The following is a 24,449-nucleotide window of genomic DNA, read 5'->3' as shown; positions in this document are numbered from 1 at the left end:
AATATTATAACATTTAGAATTTAGCGGGGCTTGTTATGATTTTAGCTCATAAGGATAATAATGGGAATGTTCAATCACTTCAAGATCATTCTTTTAATGTTGCGACTAAGGCACGAGAAGATGCCAATGTTATTGAACAAGGGGACATTTTATTTTTATTGGGCTTGTACCACGATTTAGGGAAAGCTAATCGAGAATTTCAAGATAAACTCTTACTGCATCCTCATAAACATGTTGATCATTCCTCGGCTGGAGCAAGGTATCTTTTCCAAAAGATACAAGTCTGTTTGAAGAGTTTTAATGTAGAAAAAACAGATAGAGAGTTATTTCAAGAAATATGCGCTTATGTTATATCATCCCATCATGGAATGTATGATATTTTACTCCAAGATGAAACAATAAATGCATCTAAATATACATACAACAGGCTACGGTATCGCATAATGGAGGGGACTGAAATCAGTCATTATAAAGAAGACATTGAACCTTTTGCTCAAGAATTAGAAAGTCACTTATCTTATTATGGATATAGCTCCTTAGATGATTTAATCAAAAAAGCATTTGAGAATTATCAACAAGCTTGGTCTATTTTAGAGTGGATTAATGAAAGTGAAAAAGATTTTTATTCAAGCTGTTTTATTAGGCTTTATTTATCGTTACTAAAAAATGCAGATATATTGGACACTATAAATGCTTACGGTATAATTGTCCAACCTTTAAAATCTGATGAAAGGGAAGAATTAAATCAGTCCTATTTAAGTGCTATCGAAGATAAGTATAGAGGTTTTGGCAAGCCAACTACGAGACTAAATGAAATTCGTTTACAAATTAGTGAGAGAGTAAAGGAAAGAGGAGAAAACGATTCAGCTGGAATTTATCGATTAGATTTACCAACTGGAGCAGGTAAAACAAACCTTAGTATGAGATATGCTTTCCATCAGCTTGTTAAGCAGAAAAAATCAAGATTCTTTTACATTACTCCGTTTTTATCTGTCTTAGAGCAAAATGCTTCTGAAATCAAAAAAATAACAGGTAATGCTGGAGTATTAGAACATCATTCAAATGTAATTCATCAAGATGATGATAATGATGATAAGAAGACATTAATGTTAGATTATTTAATTGATAGTTGGGATAGTCAAATTATTCTAACGTCTATGGTCCAATTTTTTCAAACATTATTTAAGACAAAATCTTCTAATATAAGACGTTTTTCAAATTTAGCAAATAGTGTTTTGATCCTAGATGAAGTGCAATCTTTACCTATTGAAGTCACAACTTTGTTTAATTTAACAATGAACTTTTTAAATAAAGTCATGAATACGACTATTATCTTATGTACTGCAACTCAGCCAGCCTATGATTCAAATGCAATAACTCATCGTCTAGATTACGGTGGGAAAAATGGTGAATGTCCTGATATAGTTGAGTTAAGTCATGATGAGTCAGAAGTATTTTCAAGAACAGAGCTTAGAAAGTTTAAAGAAGAGAATCAATATACAAACCTATCAGAATTAGTTGACTTTGTTTTAGATAATAATGAGTCCTTACTTGTAATTTTCAACACCAAAAAAACAGTTGATAAGTTCTATACAATGCTTGAAGAACTGACAGATCGTCCTATCTATCAATTATCAACAAATATGTGTGCTCAACATAGATTTGATATGATATCAGAAATAAAGCAGCATTTAAAAAATGGAGTACCAATTATTTGTATTAGTACGCAATTAATCGAAGCAGGGATAGACGTTGATTTTAATCAAGTTATTCGTTCTTATGCTGGAATCGATTCAATTGTGCAGGCTAGTGGACGTTGTAACCGTGAAGGAAAGCGTCAAAAAGGACGAGTTACATTAGTGAACCTTATGAATGAGGAGGAGAATATCTCACGACTTAAAGAAATAAAAAATAAGAAAGAGGCAACAGAGTTCATACTACATAAAATTTCATCTCCAATTGATACTTCACTTTTAAATAAAGATTTCTTTGAATATTACTATGCAAATAATCAATCTTCAATGGACTATCCTTTATCGCATGGGGAGTCAATTTTTGATTATTTAAGTAAGAATAAGTTCCAATTAAGACCTAACTTTAAAGGAAGAATGAAGCAAGCATTTAAAACAGCTGGGCTTAAGATGAACTTGATCAATAACGATACAATAGGAGTTTTGGTTCCATACGGTGATGCAATAGAAAAATTATCTCGGTTAGAAGAGCTGTGTGAGTCTGATTATCCTTCAGAAGGAGAATTTCAGATTATAAAAAGCCTCTTAAAGGAATTGCAATCTTATACTGTAAATGTGCGTGAGCATGATCCTATTTTAGAAGCAACAAAATCGTATCTAAATGGAAATGTACTAGTGTTATCAGATGGGTATTATCATGAAAAGAAAGGAATTACCATAGAGATGGGGAACTTTATTATGTAAACGAGTTAGGTATTTTTTCTATAGCAAGAATAAAAATAGCAATATAAAAGAACAGAAGGAGGATTTTACCTTGTATAGATCAAGAAATTTCTATGCTAGAGTTCGTGGCGATAGGGCATTGTTTACGAATCCAGCAACTAAAGGTGGGAGTGAAAGATCGTCGTACTCGGTCCCGACTCGACAGGCTTTGCAAGGAATAGTTGACGGTATATATCATAAACCTACTTTTACAAATGTTATAACTGAAGTTAAGGTTGTTAATCAAATACAAACGGAGTTGCAAGGTGTTCGTGCTTTGTTACACGATTACAGTGCTGACTTGAGCTATGTTTCTTATTTGAGTGATGTAGAGTATCTTGTAAAGTTTCATTTTGTTTGGAATGAGAATCGTGAAGATTTGATACAGGATAGACAGGCAAATAAACATGAAGCGATTATGGAGAGGTCTATTCGAAAAGGTGGAAGACGGGATGTTTTTCTTGGAACAAGAGAGTGCTTTGCCTTGGTAGATGACATTAGTCAAGAAGAATATGAGAACTGCGCATCCTATTATGATGGAGTCTCCATCGATTTAGGAATTATGTTTCATTCCTTTGCCTACCCAACAGATAAAAAAACACCATTAAAATCTTATTTCGCAAAAACAGTTATGGAGGATGGTATTATTAAGTTTAAGTCACAGAAGGAATGTGAAATAGTTAATACATTATCCAGCTATGCTTTTAAGATACCTAGTCAAATTAAATCAGTTGATGATGAGTATAACGAATATGAAGAGATGGAGAGAGGAGAAAGCTAATGGATTTTTTTACTTCTCTATTAAATGCATATGAACAAGCAGAGGTGATCGGTTTGGTGGATCAACGAACAGGTGAGAATGATCCTGTATTGCTTCCACTATACCATACTAGTCTGAAATCAAATGGTAGTAATATAATTCTCATCAAATTGAATAAAGATGGTACCTTTTATAAAGCAGAATTCATGCCAGATAATCAATCGATTATTTTTCCTGTAACTAGTGATTCTGTTGCAAGATCTGGTAGCAACCCGGCGCCACATCCATTAGTAGATAAGCTATCTTATTATGTTCAAGAAATTAGTCAATCTCAATATGATGAATTTCATAATCAACTTGCTAATTGGGTCAGTTTTTGTAAGGAAGATGAGGTTAAAGATTATTTAACAAAGATTCAGAGGTTTATACTTAGAGCAGATTTTTTAAAAATCGTATTAAATTCTCTGTTTGGTGAATCCTATCAAAGAGAAAATTTGAAGGTGACTTATCAAGATTTAAATGGAAAAAGTAAGACGATAGATTTATCTGCTTGTTTCATTGAATTTTCGATTGTACAATACCATGGTTTCAAAGATCAATCCGTAACGACGTACAGAGAATTACATCGATCCTTTATATCATTTGTAAGAGCATTTCAAGATAATATGGGAGTTTGTAATATAAGTGGACGCAATGAGGAAATCACAAATAAGCATAGAGGACTGATGGGAAATGCTAAAATCATTTCTGTTAGTAATAAAGGAGAGGCTTATAAAGGGCGTTTTAAGGAACGTGAAGATGTTTTTAGTGTAGGTTATGAAACCTCTGAAAAAATCCATCTGATGATTAAGTATTTGCTTGAAAATAATAACAGTAGTACTTGGTTGGGATCGTCACAGTATCTTATTAACTGGTTTAGTGATGATTTGGCAAATAAAAGTCAATTAGATATTGTTAAACCTGAGTTTGATAGTTTATTTGAGGATGAAGAAGATGATATGGAAGAACGTCATCAATTGATTAGACCAAATGCTGTAAATCAAGAGATTGGATCTTCATTTATTAAGGGGCGAAAATTTTTTAGCAATGACGCTACATATTATATTGCTATCCTCAATAAAACAAGTAATGGTCGTATCGCATTAAAATATTTCCGTCAACTTCAAGTGTCTCAGTTATTAAAAAATCTGGAAAATTGGCAAGATACTTATTCTTGGGAAGCAAAAACAAAATCAGGAATTTATAAACAAAAGACACCGAATTTCAACGAGATTATTAATGCGGCTTATGGTGTGGATAGAGGACGCTATCTAGAATTAGACAATGATAGTTTTCGGAGTGATCAATATCAGCAATTAGTGACAGCCTTAATTGATGGAAAAGCCATTCCAAATACGATCGTTAAAAAACTAGAAGCTAATATTAAACATCGGCAAAATTATCCTAAATGTTGGCATTCATTGCAACAAGTTAGTTTAGCAATTCTACATAAACAATATGGAAGGGAGTTTAATCCAATGGTAGACCATGAAAATACTAATCGTTCTTATTTATTTGGACGATTACTAGCTATTTTTGAGTTAATGGAAGCTCAGAGATATCGAATAGAAGGTGGTAATCAAGAAAGGATAACAAATGCTGAAAGGTATTGGAATGCCTATACGAGCCAACCAGCTAAGCTGATGATGAACCTCGTAAATAAAATTAAACCTTATGAAGAAACAGTCAAATTAAACTCTAGAGGAATCTATAATAAATTGGAAAAAGAGCGTGAAGAAATCATTTCTCTATTAAGTCCTTTAATGACGAATAAAGATATAAATGATCCTCTAGATTATCAATTTATTTTTGGTTATTATAGCGAAAAACATTATTTTTATACTAAAAAAGAAAAAAACGAAAGTGAGAACTAGCTTATGTTAGAAAATAAAATTGACTTTATGGTAACAATTGAAGTACGCGAAGCAAATGCTAATGGTGATCCCTTATCAGGTAATATGCCAAGAACAGATGCGAAAGGACATGGCTTAATTTCTGATGTGGCGATCAAGCGCAAAATTAGAAATCGCATGCAAGATTTTGGTCATCCAACCTTTGTTCAAGCTGGTGACCGTATTGAAGACGAGTTTCGCTCACTTGAAAAACGTTTTTCTAATCAATTTAATGCTAAAAACTCTGATGAATATATCGAAGAACAAGCTAATAAATTGTGGTTAGATGTCCGTTCATTCGGTCAAGTTTTTACTTATTTGAAAAAATCAATTGGTGTTCGTGGACCAGTTTCTATAAATATGGCTAAATCGTTGGAACCAATCGTAATCTCTAGTTTACAGATTACAAGAAGTACAAACGGAATGGAAGCTAAAAATGAAAGTGGACGGTCATCTGATACCATGGGAATGAAATACTTTGTTGATTACGGAGTTTATTTGTTGAAGGGATCTATTAATCCAAATTTTGCTGAAAAAACTGGATTTTCTACGGAAGATGTAGAGGTGATCAAGCAAGCGCTAGTAAGTCTTTTCGAAAATGATGCCTCTTCTGCACGTCCTGAAGGTTCAATGCGTGTTAGGGAAGTCTTCTGGTTCACTCATTCAAATAAACTAGGAAATATTTCTAGTGCGCGTGTTTTTGACTTGTTTGAATTTGACAAAGAAAACCAGGAAAAGAATACTTATGAAGATTACGGTATTCATCTTAATCAAGAGAAGTTGGCAGAATATGAAAATAAAGGATTGAAAGTTGATATTCTAGAAGGACTATAATATGGTCTACGCGGAAAATGACTATTTAATGTTGTCTGGTATCCAGCATTTCCAATTTTGTAAACGCCAATGGAGTTTAATACATATTGAACAACAGTGGTCGGATAATGAAGCGACAGCTCATGGTCAAATTTTACACAAAAAAGCAGACGATCCTTATATAAAAGAGAAACGTAATGATGTTATTATCTCACGGGCAATGCATGTATCATCAAAAGAGCTAGGGCTCTATGGGATATTAGATATTGTTGAGTTTCATAAAAATGAAAGAGGAATTGAGCTTAAGGGTAGAAGCGGTAAGTGGCTACCAGTTATCGTGGAATATAAGCGAGGAAAAGACAAAAAAGATATTTATGATATTGTTCAATTAGTTGCTCAAGCTATTTGTCTGGAAGAGACTCTTGAGTGTACAATCGAGTATAGCTATCTATATTATCATCGTGTTAATCAAAAGAAACGAATAGAAATTACTCCTGAATTACGAAAAGAAGTAGTTTCTTTAACTTCTCAAATGCACGAATATTATGAGCAAAAGGTGGTTCCGAAAGCTGAGTATTTTAAAAATTGTCAATTGTGTTCTTTGGTTGATATTTGCATGCCACGCTTAAGCAAAAAGAATCGCAATATTGATAATTATATTTTCCATGCTCTAAAAAGTGAGGATAGCTTATGAAAAAGCTTCTTAATACATTATATTTAACGCAAGATAACTATTACTTGACTCGAGAAAGAGATAATATCGTCATAAAACAAGAAGGAAAAGTCATCAGTCGTTTTCCGTATAGAATTATTGATGGTATTGTATGTTTTTCTTATTTGGGGGCATCTCCATCATTAATTGAGTTGTGTGCTGAAAATCAGATTAATTTATCTTTTCATACTCCTCAGGGGCGTTTTTGCGGTCGATTTGTTGGAGCAACAAATGGGAATGTTCTACTTAGAAGGCAACAGTATCGTTTGGCAGATGCAGAACTGTCATTAGAATATGCGCAAAGATTCATTCTTGCAAAAATCTCTAATTCCAGGAAATATCTTCTCCGTTTTAAGCGAGATCATAGAGATCGAATCGATACTCATCTCTTCGAAGAAGTAAACACAGAGCTGACTTGGGCGTTGGAACATGTTCAGTCAGTTGAAGATAAGAACTCCCTCTTGGGAATTGAAGGTCAAGCTGCTAACCAATATTTTCGAATTTTTAATGATTTTGTCCTAAATGATAAAGAGACGTTCCAGTTTAACGGTCGTACTAGACGGCCACCGTTAGATTGTGTAAATGCTTTGTTATCCTTTGGATACAGTTTATTAACTTACGAGTGTCAGTCTGCGTTGGAAGCAGTTGGGCTAGATAGTTATGTTGGATTCTTTCATACTGATAGGCCGGGGCGTGCTAGTTTAGCTTTAGATTTAGTAGAGGAGTTTCGTGCCTTTATTGTAGATAGATTCGTATTTTCTCTGATAAATAAAGGTCAAATATCAAAAAAAGACTTTGAATTTAAGGAAAACGGTAGTGTTTTTCTATCAGAAAAAGGACGTGCAACATTTCTTGAACTCTGGCAGAAAAGAAAACATATGGAAGTTGAACATCCATATACTAAAGAAAAGGTGAAAATGATGCTCTTACCTTATGTTCAAGCTCAACTATTAGCAAAAGCTATTCGTGGGGAATTAGAGTCATATCCGCCATTTATGATATAGGAGTTTATATATGATGGTACTGGTGACATATGATGTCAATACTGAAACAGCAAAAGGAAGGAAGCGTCTGCGCCATGTTGCAAAACTGTGCGTTGATTATGGCCAACGTGTTCAAAATTCAGTATTTGAATGTTCAGTTGCTCCCGCAGAATTTGTAGAAATAAAGTCTAAGTTACTAGATATTATTGACCCTGATTCCGACAGTATTCGATTTTATTTTCTTGGAAAAAATTGGCAGAATCGAGTGGAGACTATTGGACGAGATACAAGTTATGATCCTGATATAGGAGTATTAATACTTTAAATTAAGGAGCGCGAATCGAAGTTGCTCATAAAAAAGCAGGAGTTTCGCGCAAAAAATTAGAAAAATTAATGGCAAAATTGGATTTTAGGGAATATTAATTCCTTTGTATTAATCAATTTTAACCGTAAACGGTGCAACTTTGCGCTGTCGCTCCCTTCACGGGGGCGTGGATTGAAATAGTATGGAAGCCTTTAAACGTAAAAAGATGGTCAGTCGCTCCCTTCACGGGGGCGTGGATTGAAATATCCAGTAGCAGTAGTAACAGGTTTATTCTGTAGGTCGCTCCCTTCACGGGGGCGTGGATTGAAATAAATCTTCGGTAGTCATGGATTGAACGTCCGATAGTCGCTCCCTTCACGGGGGCGTGGATTGAAATAATACTATGAATGTACCAGACCGCGATATTACACGTCGCTCCCTTCACGGGGGCGTGGATTGAAATGAAAGTTCGAGAAGCTTTATTTACAATTTCCGAGTCGCTCCCTTCACGGGGGCGTGGATTGAAATAGATATTTACAGCAATTTCTTCCGGACGCACATTGTCGCTCCCTTCACGGGGGCGTGGATTGAAATAGAATTTAGATAGGTAAGTGATTTAGAAATAAACTCGTCGCTCCCTTCACGGGGGCGTGGATTGAAATATTACCGTGGACACCTACTAGTCCACCTAATCCCATGTCGCTCCCTTCACGGGGGCGTGGATTGAAATACTGCAAGCCGCTAGGGTTGAGTAAGGGCTAATGGTCGCTCCCTTCACGGGGGCGTGGATTGAAATACTAATATTCGAAAATGGTAAGGAACTAGAATGAGGTCGCTCCCTTCACGGGGGCGTGGATTGAAATCTAGTTTAGTTAAAGGTAAGTTCCTATGGACTCGGTCGCTCCCTTCACGGGGGCGTGGATTGAAATAGGTTGCTTAGGTTGGATTCGGAATTGGGCAATGTCGCTCCCTTCACGGGGGCGTGGATTGAAATCTGGAGTAAGGTACTTCTCTTGGAACTTGTAAAGGTCGCTCCCTTCACGGGGGCGTGGATTGAAATATTGAATATTAGTAGTAACTTTACACTTACAACTATGTCGCTCCCTTCACGGGGGCGTGGATTGAAATACTAAAGGCTTAATGAACTCGGCTACCTTGCTGTAGTCGCTCCCTTCACGGGGGCGTGGATTGAAATACTATTAATCAAATTAGGTCGAACTTTAATTACTGTCGCTCCCTTCACGGGGGCGTGGATTGAAATAAAAAGGAACTTCAGGAGGTTGAGAAGTACTATCAATGTCGCTCCCTTCACGGGGGCGTGGATTGAAATAAAAAGGAACTTCAGGAGGTTGAGAAGTACTATCGTCGCTCCCTTCACGGGGGCGTGGATTGAAATAAATTACAGATAATTTAGGTAACCCTGTTGAAGTGTCGCTCCCTTCACGGGGGCGTGGATTGAAATATGGACTTATCTAAAATTACTGTCAACGACGATGGTGTCGCTCCCTTCACGGGGGCGTGGATTGAAATACAGACCAAGAAGTTTATCCAGGCGAAGAAAATGTGTCGCTCCCTTCACGGGGGCGTGGATTGAAATAGGTATATCGGACAAGGCAGAATCCATCAACCTTGTCGCTCCCTTCACGGGGGCGTGGATTGAAATATTAAATATCACCATAAGTATAACTTCGTTAAGATTGTCGCTCCCTTCACGGGGGCGTGGATTGAAATAAATACTTCTTCGTACCCGAATGTTAGTTCCATGGTCGCTCCCTTCACGGGGGCGTGGATTGAAATATTAGAATCTGTAGGACGTTGATTAATCTTGTAGTCGCTCCCTTCACGGGGGCGTGGATTGAAATATTATGGACCATGTTCGAAACTATGGGAATGTTCCGTCGCTCCCTTCACGGGGGCGTGGATTGAAATAGACTTAGTATACGCAATCATGAACACGGCTACGAGTCGCTCCCTTCACGGGGGCGTGGATTGAAATATGATGGGTAATGAACCAGAACTAACATTCAACCGTCGCTCCCTTCACGGGGGCGTGGATTGAAATCTTAATTCCTTGTTTACGTTCGGCCTAAAGGAGCGTCGCTCCCTTCACGGGGGCGTGGATTGAAATAAATTTGGACTTGAGACCCAGGGTACTCGGTACCAAGGTCGCTCCCTTCACGGGGGCGTGGATTGAAATCTTGCTAGCATTGATTTCAGTAATGGAACTAGTGTCGCTCCCTTCACGGGGGCGTGGATTGAAATAATCTTAAGACATAGTTCATTTCCAAAATGAAGAGTCGCTCCCTTCACGGGGGCGTGGATTGAAATATTCGAATGTTTTTGCCCGTACAAGAATGTTAAGTCGCTCCCTTCACGGGGGCGTGGATTGAAATTTTACTACAGACAGTCTAAGAATACCGTTAGCCTGTCGCTCCCTTCACGGGGGCGTGGATTGAAATAAGTGTTGAGCGGAAAAGGCGCAAGGGCGTAAAGTCGCTCCCTTCACGGGGGCGTGGATTGAAATGTATTTCGGAGCGTCATTCGGTACTTCCCAAACTGGTCGCTCCCTTCACGGGGGCGTGGATTGAAATATAGCCGAAATTAGGAACATAGCTCGAAAGATCTGTCGCTCCCTTCACGGGGGCGTGGATTGAAATATTAGTTCTTGAAGATATTCATTCACAACTTAACGTCGCTCCCTTCACGGGGGCGTGGATTGAAATTAGGTTGTCAGTCGGATCAATACCCAACCGACGTGTCGCTCCCTTCACGGGGGCGTGGATTGAAATTTTACGGTCAAAAAAGATAAATTCAGGGCTTACAGTCGCTCCCTTCACGGGGGCGTGGATTGAAATACATAACGGCGCTAATTTAGAAAGATTGTCTAAGGTCGCTCCCTTCACGGGGGCGTGGATTGAAATACTGTTAGCACGTTTCAGACATTCAAAGTCTTTGTCGCTCCCTTCACGGGGGCGTGGATTGAAATCTCGATAAAATACTTGAGGTTGTTCTCGGTTTGGGTCGCTCCCTTCACGGGGGCGTGGATTGAAATCAATCGTTTATAGTAAGGATTGTCAAAAGTTGGTGTCGCTCCCTTCACGGGGGCGTGGATTGAAATTTTGTCTTCAAAGAAGGTCTGACAATTTTGTTAGTCGCTCCCTTCACGGGGGCGTGGATTGAAATATTTGTAGTTGCTGTTGTAGATGGTGTAGCTGTTGGTCGCTCCCCTCGCGGGAGCGTGGATTGAAATATTTAAGAGTACGAAAACCACTAAAGAAGCTGACGTCGCTCCCCTCGCGGGAGCGTGGATTGAAATTCGTAGGTTGGATAGATACGCATAAATGGAGCGGTCGCTCCCCTCGCGGGAGCGTGGATTGAAATAAATAAATCCGTTGTTTGGTTTTTCTCCCGGTAAGTCGCTCCCCTCGCGGGAGCGTGGATTGAAATTGATTTAGCTGGGCGCTCTGGTTCCGGTTTTAAAGTCGCTCCCCTCGCGGGAGCGTGGATTGAAATGTAAACTCGTGGGGAATTCTCAATGAAATAGTCCAGTCGCTCCCCTCGCGGGAGCGTGGATTGAAATGCGGAGAATGACGACGAGTACACAGCGTGGGTGCGTCGCTCCCTTCGCGGGAGCGTGGATTGAAATATCGCTGGCCTAATCGTATCGTGGAAGGACCACAAGTCGCTCCCTTCGCGGGAGCGTGGATTGAAATAAGAGCAGGCAAGGAGGAAACAAGGCCATCACGTCGCTCCCTTCGCGGGAGCGTGGATTGAAATTCAAACCAGATATCGCCAACCTTATGCTCGTTGTGTCGCTCCCTTCGCGGGAGCGTGGATTGAAATAATCCTAGCTTAACAAGTGCAAAGAACGCTGTGGTCGCTCCCCTCGCGGGAGCGTGGATTGAAATTAGACTATTATAAGGGATATTCCGTAATAAGTCGTCGCTTCCTTCACTGGAACGTGTAGTGAAATTCATTAGTAAAAAAAATTTGATATTACAGATCAGCTCTATAGATTTCCGCTTTTTCTTTGACTCACCTTTCTTATTTTTCTAAAATAGTAGGTATGTGAAGGGAGATTGATATGAAAAAAGGTTTTGTGATTGTGCTTTCTGCTTTGGTCTTGGCTTCGTGTGGTCGTCCTCAGAGGACGGTGACGCCTAAGAGTTCGGATTCCAAGCAGACCAGCACTTCAGAAAAGAAACAGTCTGGTATGGATTTGAAAGCCATCAAGGCTAAGGACTACTCGAGTATCAAGGGGACTTGGATCGATGGTCGTGGCAATGAACTGGTCTTTGATGATAAGGGCTTGGTCAGCGAGGATGTTGAGCTTGATGCATCGAGCTTTAAGCAGAAGGACCAGATCGCTGAGATGACGGTTAGTGCTAAGTCGGGTGTTGGAGGTTATGGTCTTTTGCTCCTTCCAAAAGGTCAGAAAGCGGGCAAAGACGATGCTTCGGATAAGTCCAAGGATCGGATCTGGGCTGGTCAGTCACCGGCTTATGGCGATGATGACAATTTCTACTATCGTAAGAAAGAGCAACCGAAAGATCGGGAGCAAGCTGATACAGACGATAGCAGTAGTACGACAAAGACGAGTAAGGCCAAGAAGTGGAATACTCGATCGGATAGCGAGGTTAAATCTTCGAAGAAGTCGGATCAGAATGATTATCCAGGCTACACCGAAGCTCAGGTCGAAGCTGCGCGTGTCTGGGCTTATGTGATCAAGTCTGTACCGACAGAATTAAGTATTAATGAAAAGAGTGCTGGTACAAAAATTTACTTTGGTGGGCTAGGAGTTGACTATCCTAAAGATGTTCGTCAGTTGTTTACACCGATTTCCGCAGAAGGTCATGTGACTTACGCATCCAATGGTGATGGGACGGTGACGATCTATCCTGTACCGAGCCACTGGCAACAGTCTGCGGATGAACTCAATAGTGAGGAGTTTATGACGCAATTTACCCAAGGGATCTTGGACCATGCGGAGACAGTGACTTTGCCAGACGGGGATCCAGACATGATTCGCCAGATTCTTGCAGTATTGAAGTAGGAGTTGGATTTGAGAGCTCAGTTTATTGTTTTTTTAAGCTGATCCTGTTACAATGATAGTACTCGGAAAAGACTGGGCTTCCAGCCTTTTTCATTTCACTTTAGAAAGGTCTTTTATGAAACGCAAATCGATTTTGTTTTTGTATTTACTCTTGCTAGCGATTGGCCTAGCCTATGAGACCCAGTCGCTGACGGAAGGTTGGATGTCTGGTAGTCAGTACGGGATTGTGGGACTTTCGACCTTGATCCTTTTGGTCTATGCACTTCCTGCTATTTGGGCTCTCTTTCATTTTGCTAAGAAGTGGAAGTTGTCTTGGGTACCAGTTCTCTTTTCTCTATTAGGTGGGGGCTTTGTTGCCGGTTGGTTGTCTAGCTTTGCCAATACCTATTTCCATGACATGATTCAAGCGATCGCTCCCAATAGCGAATTTTGGAACCAGTACGAGAGTGCCATCGCTGCGCCACTCTTTGAGGAACCCTTTAAGTTGATTCCCATCTTCTTTGTCCTCTATTTGTTCAGCGTCCGTCGCATCAAGTCGATCTTCCTCTTGGCGATTGCCTCTGGTCTTGGTTTCCAGATCGTCGAGGACTTTGCCTATATTCGTCAGGACCTGCCGGGAGGTTTCTCTTACACGGTGTCAGGGATTCTCGGCCGTGTGGCCAATGCGCCCATGTCTCATTGGGTCTACACAGGTCTTGTTATGCTAGGGCTCTTCCTAATTGTCCAAGCAAGCAGAGGACGCAAGGATCTAGCTCTAGCAGGCTGGGGATACTTAGTAGCTGGGTTTGGACTTCATTTTGTTGGAAATTCACCCTTCTCACAAATCGTGACCGAGTTACCGATTGCGATTCCAGTCTTGAATGCTACTGGGCTCTTCCTGATCTACCAAGCTTATCAAACCGTCGAGCGATTAGAACAAGGAAAATAAACCAAAAAAAGATGCGTATGTTTGCACACATACGCATTTTTTGTTATTTTCCAAGACAGAACTGGCTGAAGAGTTGGGTGATGAGCTCATCTGGAGCAGCATCCCCTGTGATTTCTCCGAGGATTTCCCAGGTGCGGGTGAGATCGACTTGAAGCAGGTCTACCGGCATACCGAGGGCCAAGCCTTCGTTGACCGCTTGCAGGCTTTCAACAGCTTTCTCGATCAGAGAGATGTGACGAGCATTAGAAAGATACGTCGCATCTTGCTCAACCAGCCCAGCATTTTCGAAGAAGAGGGCGTTGATCCGGTCTTCAATTTGATTGATGTTTTGGTTTTTCAGAACGGAAATCTTGATATGATCTTCCGGCAGTTGGTCGATTTCGATCTTCTCTGGGAGATCGACCTTATTGAGGAGAATGATGCGGTTGCTATCTTGAGAGATTTCAAGGAGTTGGCGATCTTGGTCGGTCAAGGGTTCGCTAGCATTGAGGACGAGGAGGACCAAATCAGCTTCTTTGAGGGCTTTTTTCGACCGTTCGACACCAATTTGCTCAACGATGTCTTCGGTCTCACGGATTCCGGCCGTATCGACTAGTTTGAGGGGAACACCGTTGATGTTGACGTATTCTTCGATAACGTCACGGGTTGTTCCTTCGATATCGGTCACGATAGCTTTTTCTTCGCGAAGAAGATTATTGAGGAGGCTGGACTTGCCGACGTTTGGTCGACCGATGATAGCAGTAGAGATCCCTTCACGCAAGATCTTACCGCGACGGGCAGTCTTGAGGAGGTTGGTCAAGAGGGCTTCAAATTCACGGGTCTTTTCACGGATGATCTCAGTGGTTGCTTCTTCGACATCATCGTACTCAGGATAGTCGATATTGACTTCGACCTGGGCCAGGGTATTGAGGATCTCTTGGCGCGTGTTGTTGATGAGGTCAGACAGGGAACCGTCCAACTGTTTGACTGCAATGTTCATAGCCTTGTCGGTCTTGGCGCGAATAATATCCATGACGGCCTCAGCCTGGGTTAAATCGACCCGACCGTTCAGAAAGGCCCGCTTGGTAAACTCACCAGGTTCAGCTAATCGAGCTCCTTCGCGGATGACCAATTGTAGTATTTCATTGGTTACGGCAATCCCGCCGTGGGTATTGATCTCGATGATGTCCTCACGGGTGAAGGTTTTCGGCGAGCGCATGGCCCCCACCATGACTTCGTCGAGAATCTCGTCCTTATCTGGATCCACGATATGACCGTAGTTGAGCGTGTGGCTCGCTACCTTGCTTAAATCTTTCCCCTTGAAGATCTTTTGTGCAATGGCAAAGCTGTCTGTCCCGCTCAAGCGGACGATCCCGATCGCCCCCTCACCGAGAGGAGTCGAGATGGCAGCAATGGTATCAAATTCTTTAGTAATCATGTCATTTCTCTTTTCCTGTAGATTCATCTCTATTCTATCGTAAAGTCAGCGGACGGGCAAGGTTTTGCTTTTAGAACTAAAAGATGGAAAGGTGTTCAAATAATTAGTGAAATCTCTTTCAGAATATGCTATACTGTAATAGAATATAAAAGGAGGTCTATGATGGTAAACCTAAAAGAACAGGTAGGAATTAAAGCGGCTGAGTTTGTCAAAGACGGCATGATTGTCGGTCTCGGTACAGGGTCAACTGCTTATTATTTTGTGGCTGAATTGGGTCGTCGCATCAAAGAAGAAGGCTTGCAGATCACAGCTGTCACAACGTCGAGTGTGACCTATGATCAGGCTGAAAGTTTAGGCATCCCGCTCAAGGCTATCGACGATGTCGAAGTGGTCGATGTGACAGTGGATGGCGCAGATGAAGTGGATCCTCAATTAAACGGGATTAAAGGGGGCGGTGGGGCTCTCCTCATGGAAAAGATCGTCGCAACCAATTCAAAAGATTGCATTTGGATCGTGGATGAATCCAAACAAGTCGCAACTCTTGGGGCTTTCAAACTTCCAGTGGAAGTAGTGCAATACGGAGCTGAAAATCTCTTCCGTCACTTTGAGCAAAAAGGTTACCATCCTGCTTTCCGTATCGCGGATGACCAACGTTTTGTCACCGACCAAGGCAACTTTATCATTGACTTGGATCTCAAGGTGATCGAGGATGCAGAAGCTCTGGCCAATGAACTGGATCACACCGTAGGCGTCGTAGAGCACGGTTTATTCTTGAACATGATTTCAAAAGTGATTGTAGGGACACCAGATGGTCCTGTCATCATTGAAAAATAGAGAGTGGGACAGAAATCGGTAATTCGTTAGAATTCGATTTCGTCGTCCCACCTCCGCACAGTTGAGTAGGGCTGTAAAAGCTGATGAAATCAGCGTAGTAGAGCCCACTCAACCACTGCGTCTTGCTCGACAATCCAAAAATAATTGAGAGGCTAGGACTTTTGTCCCAGCCTCGAATCAAACAACGGCTCTCTTCTTATAGGGATATGGTATAATATAGCTAGTTTAATAAAGGAAAGAGGCAGTATATGTCAAAATTTAAACGCATGCACTTAGTTGTGCTAGATTCTGTTGGGATCGGTGCTGCACCGGATGCCAATAACTTTGTCAATGCAGGTGTTCCAGATGGAGCATCTGATACATTGGGTCACATCTCTAAAACCGTCGGTTTGAATGTGCCAAACATGGCGAAAATCGGTCTTGGAAATATTCCTCGTGAAGTACCATTGAAGACTGTGCCAGCTGAAAGCAACCCAACTGGCTATGCGACAAAATTGCAAGAAGTTTCTCTTGGGAAAGACACCATGACTGGTCACTGGGAAATCATGGGGCTCAACATTACAGAACCCTTTGATACTTTCTGGAATGGATTCCCAGAAGAAATTATTACAAAGATTGAAGAATTCTCAGGACGTAAGGTTATCCGTGAAGCCAACAAACCTTATTCTGGTACGGCGGTCATCGATGACTTTGGACCACGTCAAATGGAAACTGGTGAGTTGATCATTTATACATCAGCAGACCCTGTGCTTCAAATTGCAGCTCACGAAGACATTATTCCTTTGGATGAACTCTACCGTATCTGTGAATATGCTCGTTCTATCACTTTGGAACGTCCAGCTCTTCTAGGACGGATCATTGCCCGCCCTTATGTTGGGGAACCTGGAAACTTCACACGTACAGCCAACCGTCGTGACTTAGCTGTTTCACCATTTGCGCCAACTGTTTTGGATAAGTTGAACGAAGCGGGTATTGATACCTATGCAGTTGGTAAGATCAACGATATCTTCAACGGAGCTGGTATCAACCACGATATGGGCCACAACAAATCAAATAGCCACGGTATGGATACCTTGATTAAGACCATGGGACTTCCTGAGTTCCAAGAAGGGTTCTCATTTACCAACTTGGTAGACTTTGATGCTCTTTACGGTCACCGTCGCAATGCTCACGGCTACCGCGATTGCTTGCATGAATTTGACGAACGCTTGCCAGAAATCATTGCAGCTATGCGTGAAGATGACCTCTTGATGATCACTGCAGACCACGGGAATGACCCAACTTACGCTGGTACAGACCATACGCGTGAATACATCCCATTCTTGGCTTATAGCCCATCCTTCAAGGGCAATGGTGTGATTCCAGTTGGACATTTCTCTGATATCTCTGCGACAATTGCAGAGAACTTTGGTGTTGAAAAAGCCATGATCGGTGAAAGTTTCTTAGACAAATTGAACTAAGATGACACGCTTCGCTCTCCTCGTTAGAGGGATCAATGTTGGCGGGAAAAACAAGGTCGTGATGGCAGAGCTTCGAGAGGAGCTCCAAACAATCGGGCTGGATGAGGTAGAGACCTACATCAATAGTGGCAATATCTTCTTTGAATCAGCTAGTTCTAAAGCAGAATTGGTAGATTTGCTGGGACATTTCTTTCGTGATCGCTATCCCTTTATCCAGTCTTTTTCTCTCTTTTCAGCTGAGGACTATGCGCAAGATCTCGCTGCTCTACCAGCCTGGTGGCAGGAGAATCTGGCCCGCAAGGATGTTCTCTTTTACACAGAAGGCCTCGATCAGGATGCTGTCTGGGAGCTGGTTTCCTCTTTTTCGCTCGGTGATGAAATCATCCATCGTGGGAATCTAGGGATTTACTGGGGCAAATACTCAGAAGAGACCTACACAAAGACCGCTTACCACAGACAAGTCCTCAAGATGCCGGATTACCGCCTGTTGACCATTCGCAATGCCAATACATTTGACAAAATTGGCCAATTTTTAAGGAAATCATAAAGGAGATATGCAATGACATTATTAGCAAAAATCAATGAAACAGCTGCTTTTTTGAATGGCAAAGGAATGGAAGCACCTGAGTTTGGCTTGATCCTTGGATCAGGTCTTGGAGAACTGGCTGAAGAAATCGAAAATCCAGTCGTAGTAGACTACTCTGAAATTCCAAACTGGGGTCGTTCAACGGTTGTCGGCCATGCGGGTAAATTGGTCTACGGTGAGCTTGCTGGACGCAAGGTTTTGGCCCTTCAAGGACGTTTCCACTTCTACGAAGGAAACCCACTAGAAGTAGTGACTTTCCCAGTTCGTGTCATGAAAGTTTTGGGATGTGAAGGAGTTCTTGTTACCAACGCTGCCGGTGGTATCGGATATGGACCAGGTACTTTGATGGCTATCACAGACCATATCAACATGACTGGTCAAAACCCATTGATCGGTGAAAACTTGGATGATTTTGGTCCACGTTTCCCTGATATGTCCAAAGCTTACACACCTGAATACCGTGAGACAGCTCATAAAGTAGCTGACAAATTGGGTATCAAATTGGATGATGGGGTTTATATCGGTGTGACTGGTCCTACCTACGAAACTCCAGCTGAAATCCGTGCGTTTAAGACTCTTGGTGCAGATGCTGTCGGAATGTCAACTGTTCCTGAAGTCATCATTGCAGCGCATTCTGGCTTGAAGGTTCTTGGTATTTCATGTATTACCAACTTTGCGGCTGGTTTCCAAGAAGAGCTCAACCACGAAGAAGTAGTAGAAGTGACTGAGCGCGTCAAAGGTGACTTCAAAGGATTGCTAAAAGCGATCCTTGCTGAACTCTAATCCAATGAAAGTACGACTCCAAAGTCTACCCTACGGACTGAGGTTACTTCTAGCCACCTTATCATTAGGGATTGGGACGGGTCTGGTCGGAATTGCCTGTCATTATCTACTAGAAGGGGTGCAAGAGCTGGCCTTTGGCCAAGCTAGTTCGGATTTGCTCCAGCAATTTCAAGAAGTTGGAGGTCTCCGTAGATTTCTGGTTTTGTGTGTGACTGGGTGCTTGGCAGCTGGCTTCTGGTATGTCCTGCAAAGGCGTTATCAGATCCTGTCTATTCGTCAGCAAATTGACTTAGCTGGAGACAGGGAACCAGCGCCCTTAGCCCACCTCCTTCATTCAGGTATGCAGGTGGCAATTGTTGGAGCAGGCGCATCGGTCGGAAAAGAAGGAGCCCCACGTGAGGTCGGGGCTCTTCTAGCTGGTCGCTTGGCGAAGGGATTCTCACTAGCTCTCAAAGAGCGAAAAGTCTTGATTGCCTGTGGTGCTGGAGCTGGTTTAGCTGCGGTCTATCAGGTCCCCTTTGCCAGTAGCTTGTTCGTCTTTGAGACCTTAGGACTCGCCTACAGTTGGCAGAATTTTCTACTGGTTTTGACCAGTACTTATCTGGCCACCTGGGTTGCTCAGTCCATCGTTGGTCAGGAGGCTGTTTATCACCTGTCCGCAGTCTCATGGTCGGCTAGCAGCTTCTTACAGGCTATTGTGATTGCTTTCTTGGTCACTCCCTTGGCTCTGGTCTTTGCTTTCCTCGCCAAGCGGGCTAGTCACAAAAGGCGGAAGGATGGGACGATTCTTTGGGCTCTTCCTCTAGCCTTTCTAGCGCTGGGGAGCCTAGTAGCCTTTTTCCCTATCTTTATGGGAAATGGCCAGGTACTAGCGCAAGCCCTCTTGTCTAGTCAGCCGATTCCTTATCTTCCACTGACTCTTGCAGTGAAGGGGCTTATGGTTTACCTCCTCTTGCGCAATGGTGCTTATGGGGGTACCTTGACACCATCATTTGCCCTTGGGATTGGTTCTGGCTACCTAGTGACCTTGCTTTTGACAGTCCTTGGGATTCATCTGGATCCTGCTCTAGGGATGTTACTAGGAGCGACAGTCTTTTTAGGGACGACCCTAGAAGCTCCTCTGACAGCCATTGCCCTGAGCCTTGGATTTACAGGCCAAACTTGGAATTTGACTATTCCGCTTGTACTTGCGGCTGGTCTGTCATACGTGATTCGAAAGAGATGGGAGAAGAAATGATGAAGGTACATTTTGTACTGCATGAAACCTTTGAAGTGCCGGGCGCTTATCTAAAATGGGCACAGGAGCGTGGCCATCAAGTGACCACGACTAAAGTCTATGAGAATGAAACCTTACCAGAGTCAGTGGATGAGATTGACTTTTTGATCGTCATGGGAGGACCTCAATCGCCAGATGAAGATCGAGAAGCTTTTCCATACTACGATCCTCAGGCAGAGATTGAACTGATTCAAAAAGCCATGAAGGCAGATCGTTATATTGTTGGGGTCTGTCTGGGTGCCCAGCTCCTGTCTGTTGCCTATGGAGCGAAGTATGAGCACAGTCCGGAACGTGAGATTGGGGTTTATCCAGTGACCTTGACGCCTGAAGGACTCACAGATCCACATGTCGGTGAGTTTGGAAAAACTCTTGAAACTGGCCACTGGCATGGTGATATGCCAGGATTGACAAAAGATGCTGTTGTTCTTGCTACTAGTCAAGGGTGTCCACGTCAGATGATTCGCTTCAGTCCTAAACACTATGCCTTCCAAGCCCACTTGGAATTTGATCCAGAAGCAGTCGATCTCTTGATTGCTGCTGACGGTGAAGAGGTTATAGAAGAACAAAGTCAAAAATTGACCTTTGTTCAAAAACCTGAAGCCATTCGTGCTTACGATTATCGAGAAATGAATGCCAAACTCTTTGCGTTTTTGGACTCATTAACAAATTAAATAAAAAAGAAAGGATGGGTTAACCGTATTCGCTGAACTGAATACGGGCGGAGAACTGTGTAAAAAAGATAAACTGTCTAGCATCTGCGATACGTCGTCAGTTTCCTATTTTCACTTTGCCTCTTTAACACCTATTCTAAAAAATAAAAAAGAAAGGTAGAGCATGTGTTCTAATTTGAACACGAGCGGAAAGCTCGGAAAATAGATAATCTGACTGAGAAATCAGGATTTCTCGTCAGATTCCTAATTTTCAGTCGCTTTCTGGTCGCTCTTTGTATCATAAACTATGTCTATCCATATTGCTGCTAAGCAAGGTGAAATTGCTGATAAAATTCTTCTTCCTGGGGATCCTCTTCGTGCGAAATTTATTGCTGAGAATTTCCTTGAAGACGCTGTTTGCTTCAACGAAGTTCGTAACATGTTTGGTTACACAGGAACTTATAAAGGTCACCGTGTATCTGTCATGGGAACTGGAATGGGGATGCCATCAATCTCTATCTATGCGCGTGAGTTGATTGTCGACTACGGCGTGAAGAAATTGATCCGTGTGGGAACGGCTGGTTCTTTGAACGAGGATGTCCATGTTCGTGAATTGGTCTTGGCACAAGCTGCTGCAACCAACTCAAACATCATCCGCAACGACTGGCCTCAATACGATTTCCCTCAAATTGCTAGCTTTGATCTTTTAGACAAGGCTTACCATATTGCCAAAGATCTTGGTATGACCACTCACGTTGGCAATGTCTTGTCATCAGATGTCTTCTATTCAAACTATGGTGAAAAGAACATCGAGCTTGGTAAATGGGGTGTGAAAGCTGTAGAAATGGAAGCAGCAGCTCTTTACTATCTTGCTGCTCAACACCATGTGGATGCGCTTGCTATCATGACTATTTCAGACAGTTTGGTTAATCCTGATGAGGACACAACTGCTGAAGAACGTCAAAATACTTTCACAGACATGATGAAAGTTGGTCTTGAGACTTTGATTGCAGACTAATGGCAAAATTCTTTCATGATGAATGGCTCTACGATCTCCAAAATTATCACTACAGCCGGGCTCTGCGCTCTATCAAGCAGCAGGAAGAAGTACCGGATTTGTTGGTGAGCTTACTGCAGTTAATGGCGGAGCGTCGTGAGCTTAATATCCAACCCGTCATGAATCAAAAGTTGAGAACCGAGTTGCTAGAGGCGACTGGTTTTCAGCTTTTTTGGCATGAAGATCCAGAAGATGAGCAGTTGGCTAACTACCTCTATGACTTAGAGGCGAAGTTGCGAAATGAGCAGATTATTGACTTTGTTCGTGCCGTCAGCCCAGCCATCTATCGGATCTTTATGCGATTGATTCAGTTGAAAATTCCTGATATTACCAACTATATTCATAACTCCAAAGAATCCAGTTATGACCGTTGGAAGTTTGAGAGCCTGCATGCGTCAGAAAACCCTATCCTGCAGCAATTTCACAGTGAAAGTGTGGTCAATTCGTCCAGTTTGACGGAGTTGATTGTGCAGTTGGATTTGCCAGATACCGTCAAAGTTGCGGCCCAGCAATTGCGGGAGTTAGAAAAATCAGTTCGCAACCCCCTGGCCCACTTGATCAAGCCCTTTGATGAGGAAGAGCTCCATTGGACGACGGGTTTCTCTTCTCAGGATTTTATGAAGAATTTGATTGACCTTGCAAGCTACACAGGCATCCATTATGATCAAACTAATTTTTATTTTGATCAGGCCAATGCTGTGATGGAAGAGCTACTAAAGGAGAAGTAGATGGATAAGATTGCTCAACTACAGGAGATGATTGATCAGAGTCATCGGATCGTGTTTTTCGGTGGGGCAGGAGTTTCTACGGAGTCAAATATTCCAGATTTTCGAAGCTCAGACGGTGTCTATAGTGTTCAGGTGGGTCGGCATTTGACAGCTGAGCAATTGGTCTCCCATACCATGTTTGAGCGCTATCCAGAGGACTTTTTCGACTTTTACAAGAAGTACTTGCTCTACCCAGATGCCAAGCCCAATGCTGCCCATCGCTATCTCGCGTGGCTTGAAGAGACCGGTAAACTCAAGGCGGTGGTGACACAAAATATTGATAGTCTCCATGAAATGGCTGGTTCTAAAAAAGTTTTGAAGCTTCATGGCAGTGCCGACCGCAATTACTGTACGGGTTGCCAGCGATTTTATGATTTGGAGTCCTTTCTAGCTTTAGAAGGCCCGGTTCCACACTGTCTGGACTGTGGCAAGGTGGTCAAACCTGATGTGACTCTTTACGAGGAACCTCTCGATATGGACGTCTTTAGCCAAGCAGCCCAAGCCATCCAAGAGGCTGATCTCCTGATTATCGGTGGAACTTCCCTTGTGGTCTACCCAGCAGCCAGTTTGATTCAGTATTTTCAAGGGAAGAAGCTGGTTGTCATCAATAAAACCAGTATCCCGCAAGACAAGCAAGCAGACCTGGTTATTGAAGGGAAAATTGGCCAAGTATTTTCACAATTAAGACAATAAAAAATATCTGAGTGAACATGGATCACTCAGATATTTTTTATTTATCAAACTTCACTTCCTCAAGCAAGTACTCGATGAATTTCTCTCCCATTTTTGAGAGGGCTGTTTTTTCATGTTTAATGTAGACCAGCTCGATCGGGTCTTCGATATCAAGGGGGATGGAGACGATGTTGTTTCCGTTGAGATTGCTGTTGAGGATCCCGGTCGCAATGGTGTAGCCATCCAGACCAATCAAGAGATTAAAGAGGGTCGCCCGGTCACTGACGACGATGGATTTCTTATGATGCTCTTGAGAGAGGATCTCTTCTGAGAAGTAGAAGGAATTGTGGGTCCCTTGGTCATAGCTAAGGTATGGGAAATCTTCCAGATCAGACAAGTGGACGATCTCTTTCTTGGCAAGAGGATTGGTCTTGCTGACAAAGATATGAGGTTGCGCTGTAAAGAGGTGGGTGGCAATCAGGTGATTATCATCCAGCATCTTAGAGAGGACATCCCGGTTGTAGCTATTCAAAAAGAGAACTCCAACTTCGCTTCGGAAATTCTTGACGTCATCGATGATCTCCCAAGTCCGCGTCTCCCGTAGGAAGAGCTCGTATTTTTCCATGTCGCTTTTCTTCAATAGTGAAACGAAGGCCTCAACCACGAAGGCGTAGTGCTGTGAAGAGACGCTGAAAAGCTCACGAGAACCCACAGGATTTTTATAACGCTCGGACAAGAGGTCAATCTGCTCCACCACCTGGCGGGCATAAGAGAGGAACTCCATCCCATCGCGGGTCAAAGTGATCCCTTTAGGATTCCGAATAAAGATTTCAATCCCCATCTCATTTTCCAAGTCCTTGACGGCATTGGAAAGGCTAGGTTGCGTGATGAAGAGTTGTTTAGCGGCCTCATTCATAGAGCCGGTTTCGACGATTTTGATAATGTATTGTAATTGTTGTATTCTCATGCTTTTATTTTAACATAAAAAAGCGCGTTTTTCCCGTAAAATG

Annotated in this window: 20 protein-coding genes and 1 CRISPR repeat array; of the genes, 18 read left to right on the top strand and 2 right to left on the bottom strand. The window is 42.2% G+C overall.

Going from position 1 to position 24,449, the window contains the following annotated elements:
• Positions 1 to 35: 35 nt before the first annotated feature.
• From cas3 to O3605_RS01000, 9 genes are all read left to right on the top strand, one after another.
• Positions 36 to 2,435: a CRISPR-associated helicase Cas3' gene (cas3, locus tag O3605_RS01040; protein ID WP_371585078.1), complete on the top strand. Its 2,400-nt coding sequence runs from the start codon at positions 36 to 38 to the stop codon at positions 2,433 to 2,435.
• Positions 2,436 to 2,505: 70 nt separating this feature from the next.
• On the top strand, positions 2,506 to 3,234 hold the full coding sequence (gene cas5c / locus O3605_RS01035; RefSeq protein ID WP_371585077.1) for a type I-C CRISPR-associated protein Cas5c: 729 nt from the start codon (positions 2,506 to 2,508) through the stop codon (positions 3,232 to 3,234).
• Positions 3,234 to 5,126, top strand: coding sequence for a type I-C CRISPR-associated protein Cas8c/Csd1 (gene cas8c, locus O3605_RS01030; protein WP_371585076.1), 1,893 nt, complete (start codon positions 3,234 to 3,236; stop codon positions 5,124 to 5,126). The genes cas5c and cas8c overlap by 1 nt, the downstream gene beginning before the upstream one ends.
• A gap of 3 nt (positions 5,127 to 5,129) precedes the next feature.
• Positions 5,130 to 5,978 carry a type I-C CRISPR-associated protein Cas7/Csd2 gene (cas7c, locus tag O3605_RS01025; RefSeq protein WP_371585075.1) on the top strand — a complete coding sequence of 283 codons (849 nt, stop codon included), beginning with the start codon at positions 5,130 to 5,132 and terminating at the stop codon, positions 5,976 to 5,978.
• A 1-nt stretch (position 5,979) separates the two neighbouring features.
• Entirely contained in the window at positions 5,980 to 6,651 is a 672-nt protein-coding gene (gene cas4, locus O3605_RS01020; protein WP_371585074.1) for a CRISPR-associated protein Cas4, read from the top strand.
• The gene (gene cas1c, locus O3605_RS01015; protein WP_371585073.1) at positions 6,648 to 7,673 is read left to right on the top strand and encodes a type I-C CRISPR-associated endonuclease Cas1c; all 1,026 of its coding nucleotides are present in this window, start codon (positions 6,648 to 6,650) and stop codon (positions 7,671 to 7,673) included. The genes cas4 and cas1c overlap by 4 nt, the downstream gene beginning before the upstream one ends.
• 10 nt (positions 7,674 to 7,683) lie before the next feature.
• Complete coding sequence (cas2, locus tag O3605_RS01010) at positions 7,684 to 7,977, top strand: CRISPR-associated endonuclease Cas2 (protein WP_013903483.1); 294 nt, start codon at positions 7,684 to 7,686, stop codon at positions 7,975 to 7,977.
• A 146-nt stretch (positions 7,978 to 8,123) separates the two neighbouring features.
• Positions 8,124 to 11,929: a CRISPR direct-repeat array (repeat unit 32 nt; unit sequence GTCGCTCCCTTCACGGGGGCGTGGATTGAAAT).
• A 111-nt stretch (positions 11,930 to 12,040) separates the two neighbouring features.
• Positions 12,041 to 13,009 (top strand): YdeJ family lipoprotein, encoded by a 969-nt coding sequence (locus tag O3605_RS01005; RefSeq protein WP_371585072.1) that lies wholly within the window; start codon positions 12,041 to 12,043, stop codon positions 13,007 to 13,009.
• A 115-nt stretch (positions 13,010 to 13,124) separates the two neighbouring features.
• A complete protein-coding gene (locus O3605_RS01000; protein ID WP_371585071.1) occupies positions 13,125 to 13,937 on the top strand; it encodes a PrsW family glutamic-type intramembrane protease in 813 nt (270 codons plus the stop codon).
• A gap of 43 nt (positions 13,938 to 13,980) precedes the next feature.
• Here the strand turns inward: O3605_RS01000 and mnmE are convergent, their stop codons facing one another.
• Positions 13,981 to 15,354: a tRNA uridine-5-carboxymethylaminomethyl(34) synthesis GTPase MnmE gene (gene mnmE, locus O3605_RS00995; RefSeq protein ID WP_303468704.1), complete on the bottom strand. Its 1,374-nt coding sequence runs from the start codon at positions 15,352 to 15,354 to the stop codon at positions 13,981 to 13,983.
• Positions 15,355 to 15,516: 162 nt separating this feature from the next.
• Between mnmE and rpiA the strand changes: the two genes are divergently transcribed.
• From rpiA to O3605_RS00950, 9 genes are all read left to right on the top strand, one after another.
• A complete protein-coding gene (gene rpiA, locus O3605_RS00990; protein ID WP_049497341.1) occupies positions 15,517 to 16,188 on the top strand; it encodes a ribose-5-phosphate isomerase RpiA in 672 nt (223 codons plus the stop codon).
• Between the two features lie 248 nt (positions 16,189 to 16,436).
• Positions 16,437 to 17,648 carry a phosphopentomutase gene (locus O3605_RS00985; RefSeq protein WP_003011617.1) on the top strand — a complete coding sequence of 404 codons (1,212 nt, stop codon included), beginning with the start codon at positions 16,437 to 16,439 and terminating at the stop codon, positions 17,646 to 17,648.
• Position 17,649: 1 nt separating this feature from the next.
• On the top strand, positions 17,650 to 18,195 hold the full coding sequence (locus O3605_RS00980) for a DUF1697 domain-containing protein (RefSeq protein ID WP_049497344.1): 546 nt from the start codon (positions 17,650 to 17,652) through the stop codon (positions 18,193 to 18,195).
• A gap of 12 nt (positions 18,196 to 18,207) precedes the next feature.
• Positions 18,208 to 19,017: a purine-nucleoside phosphorylase gene (locus tag O3605_RS00975; RefSeq protein ID WP_049497346.1), complete on the top strand. Its 810-nt coding sequence runs from the start codon at positions 18,208 to 18,210 to the stop codon at positions 19,015 to 19,017.
• A 4-nt stretch (positions 19,018 to 19,021) separates the two neighbouring features.
• Positions 19,022 to 20,254, top strand: coding sequence for a chloride channel protein (locus O3605_RS00970; protein WP_350007804.1), 1,233 nt, complete (start codon positions 19,022 to 19,024; stop codon positions 20,252 to 20,254).
• Positions 20,251 to 20,964, top strand: coding sequence for a type 1 glutamine amidotransferase (locus O3605_RS00965; protein WP_049497359.1), 714 nt, complete (start codon positions 20,251 to 20,253; stop codon positions 20,962 to 20,964). The genes O3605_RS00970 and O3605_RS00965 overlap by 4 nt, the downstream gene beginning before the upstream one ends.
• A gap of 286 nt (positions 20,965 to 21,250) precedes the next feature.
• Positions 21,251 to 21,961 carry a purine-nucleoside phosphorylase gene (gene deoD / locus O3605_RS00960; RefSeq protein WP_003007097.1) on the top strand — a complete coding sequence of 237 codons (711 nt, stop codon included), beginning with the start codon at positions 21,251 to 21,253 and terminating at the stop codon, positions 21,959 to 21,961.
• On the top strand, positions 21,961 to 22,728 hold the full coding sequence (locus O3605_RS00955) for a Gbs1250 family HEPN protein (RefSeq protein ID WP_049497350.1): 768 nt from the start codon (positions 21,961 to 21,963) through the stop codon (positions 22,726 to 22,728). The genes deoD and O3605_RS00955 overlap by 1 nt, the downstream gene beginning before the upstream one ends.
• Positions 22,729 to 23,460, top strand: coding sequence for an NAD-dependent protein deacylase (locus O3605_RS00950; RefSeq protein ID WP_049497354.1), 732 nt, complete (start codon positions 22,729 to 22,731; stop codon positions 23,458 to 23,460).
• Positions 23,461 to 23,497: 37 nt separating this feature from the next.
• Here the strand turns inward: O3605_RS00950 and O3605_RS00945 are convergent, their stop codons facing one another.
• The gene (locus O3605_RS00945) at positions 23,498 to 24,406 is read right to left on the bottom strand and encodes a LysR family transcriptional regulator (protein WP_003003594.1); all 909 of its coding nucleotides are present in this window, start codon (positions 24,404 to 24,406) and stop codon (positions 23,498 to 23,500) included.
• Positions 24,407 to 24,449 lie beyond the last annotated feature (43 nt).

The sequence above is a fragment of the Streptococcus sp. 27098_8_99 genome (assembly GCF_041431935.1).
Taxonomy (GTDB): Bacteria; Bacillota; Bacilli; order Lactobacillales; family Streptococcaceae; genus Streptococcus; species Streptococcus parasanguinis_D.
This window is presented reverse-complemented; position numbering and strand designations above follow the sequence as displayed.

Bases quoted from the DNA above. Each gene is read 5' to 3' on its own strand.
- cas3 (WP_371585078.1), top strand. From the start codon at position 36: ATGATTTTAGCTCATAAGGATAATAATGGGAATGTTCAATCACTTCAA.
- cas8c (WP_371585076.1), top strand. From the start codon at position 3,234: ATGGATTTTTTTACTTCTCTATTAAATGCATATGAACAAGCAGAGGTG.
- cas7c (WP_371585075.1), top strand. From the start codon at position 5,130: ATGTTAGAAAATAAAATTGACTTTATGGTAACAATTGAAGTACGCGAA.
- cas4 (WP_371585074.1), top strand. From the start codon at position 5,980: ATGGTCTACGCGGAAAATGACTATTTAATGTTGTCTGGTATCCAGCAT.
- cas1c (WP_371585073.1), top strand. From the start codon at position 6,648: ATGAAAAAGCTTCTTAATACATTATATTTAACGCAAGATAACTATTAC.
- cas2 (WP_013903483.1), top strand. From the start codon at position 7,684: ATGATGGTACTGGTGACATATGATGTCAATACTGAAACAGCAAAAGGA.
- O3605_RS01005 (WP_371585072.1), top strand. From the start codon at position 12,041: ATGAAAAAAGGTTTTGTGATTGTGCTTTCTGCTTTGGTCTTGGCTTCG.
- O3605_RS01000 (WP_371585071.1), top strand. From the start codon at position 13,125: ATGAAACGCAAATCGATTTTGTTTTTGTATTTACTCTTGCTAGCGATT.
- mnmE (WP_303468704.1), bottom strand. From the start codon at position 15,354: ATGATTACTAAAGAATTTGATACCATTGCTGCCATCTCGACTCCTCTC.
- rpiA (WP_049497341.1), top strand. From the start codon at position 15,517: ATGGTAAACCTAAAAGAACAGGTAGGAATTAAAGCGGCTGAGTTTGTC.
- O3605_RS00985 (WP_003011617.1), top strand. From the start codon at position 16,437: ATGTCAAAATTTAAACGCATGCACTTAGTTGTGCTAGATTCTGTTGGG.
- O3605_RS00980 (WP_049497344.1), top strand. From the start codon at position 17,650: ATGACACGCTTCGCTCTCCTCGTTAGAGGGATCAATGTTGGCGGGAAA.
- O3605_RS00975 (WP_049497346.1), top strand. From the start codon at position 18,208: ATGACATTATTAGCAAAAATCAATGAAACAGCTGCTTTTTTGAATGGC.
- O3605_RS00970 (WP_350007804.1), top strand. From the start codon at position 19,022: ATGAAAGTACGACTCCAAAGTCTACCCTACGGACTGAGGTTACTTCTA.
- O3605_RS00965 (WP_049497359.1), top strand. From the start codon at position 20,251: ATGATGAAGGTACATTTTGTACTGCATGAAACCTTTGAAGTGCCGGGC.
- deoD (WP_003007097.1), top strand. From the start codon at position 21,251: ATGTCTATCCATATTGCTGCTAAGCAAGGTGAAATTGCTGATAAAATT.
- O3605_RS00955 (WP_049497350.1), top strand. From the start codon at position 21,961: ATGGCAAAATTCTTTCATGATGAATGGCTCTACGATCTCCAAAATTAT.
- O3605_RS00950 (WP_049497354.1), top strand. From the start codon at position 22,729: ATGGATAAGATTGCTCAACTACAGGAGATGATTGATCAGAGTCATCGG.
- O3605_RS00945 (WP_003003594.1), bottom strand. From the start codon at position 24,406: ATGAGAATACAACAATTACAATACATTATCAAAATCGTCGAAACCGGC.